A 408-nucleotide genomic window follows, 5' to 3' on the forward strand; every position below is an offset into this window, starting at 1 on the left:
AGAATTAGCTGTAACAGAAGGTTCTCAACGAATTCATTTCTTCGACGAAAACTTTAATTATTTAAGAACTGTACAAGCTTTTGATAACACACAACCGTATAGTTATTTGAATGAAATTGAGTTTCACGATGGTTTAATTTATGCAAATGTTTACTTAAAATCTGGACATGCAGATAACAGTAATATTGTGGTAATTGATCCGCAAACTGGCGCTGTAAAAGCTGAGTTTAATTTCGCTGAATTGAAAGGAAAACAAGGAAATCCACAAGCACAAGAATTGAATGGAATCGCTTTCAAAGACAACGGAAATATGTTATTAACAGGTAAAAACTGGGATAAAATCTTTGAAATTAAGATTAAGAAGTAAAATATGGCTATTTGGCAATATAACGTCTTCTTAGTTCCATT

The 408-nt window shown here is 31.6% G+C and carries 1 protein-coding gene; it reads left to right on the forward strand.

Features of this window, described 5'->3' with window-relative positions:
* Positions 1–367: glutaminyl-peptide cyclotransferase (locus QWI17_RS09005; RefSeq protein ID WP_302722179.1), on the forward strand; the 367-nt coding region annotated here is incomplete at its 5' end.
* Between the last annotated feature and the right edge of the window lie 41 nt (positions 368–408).

The sequence above is a fragment of the Gilvimarinus gilvus genome, from assembly GCF_030518155.1.
GTDB lineage: Bacteria > Pseudomonadota > Gammaproteobacteria > Pseudomonadales > Cellvibrionaceae > Gilvimarinus > Gilvimarinus gilvus.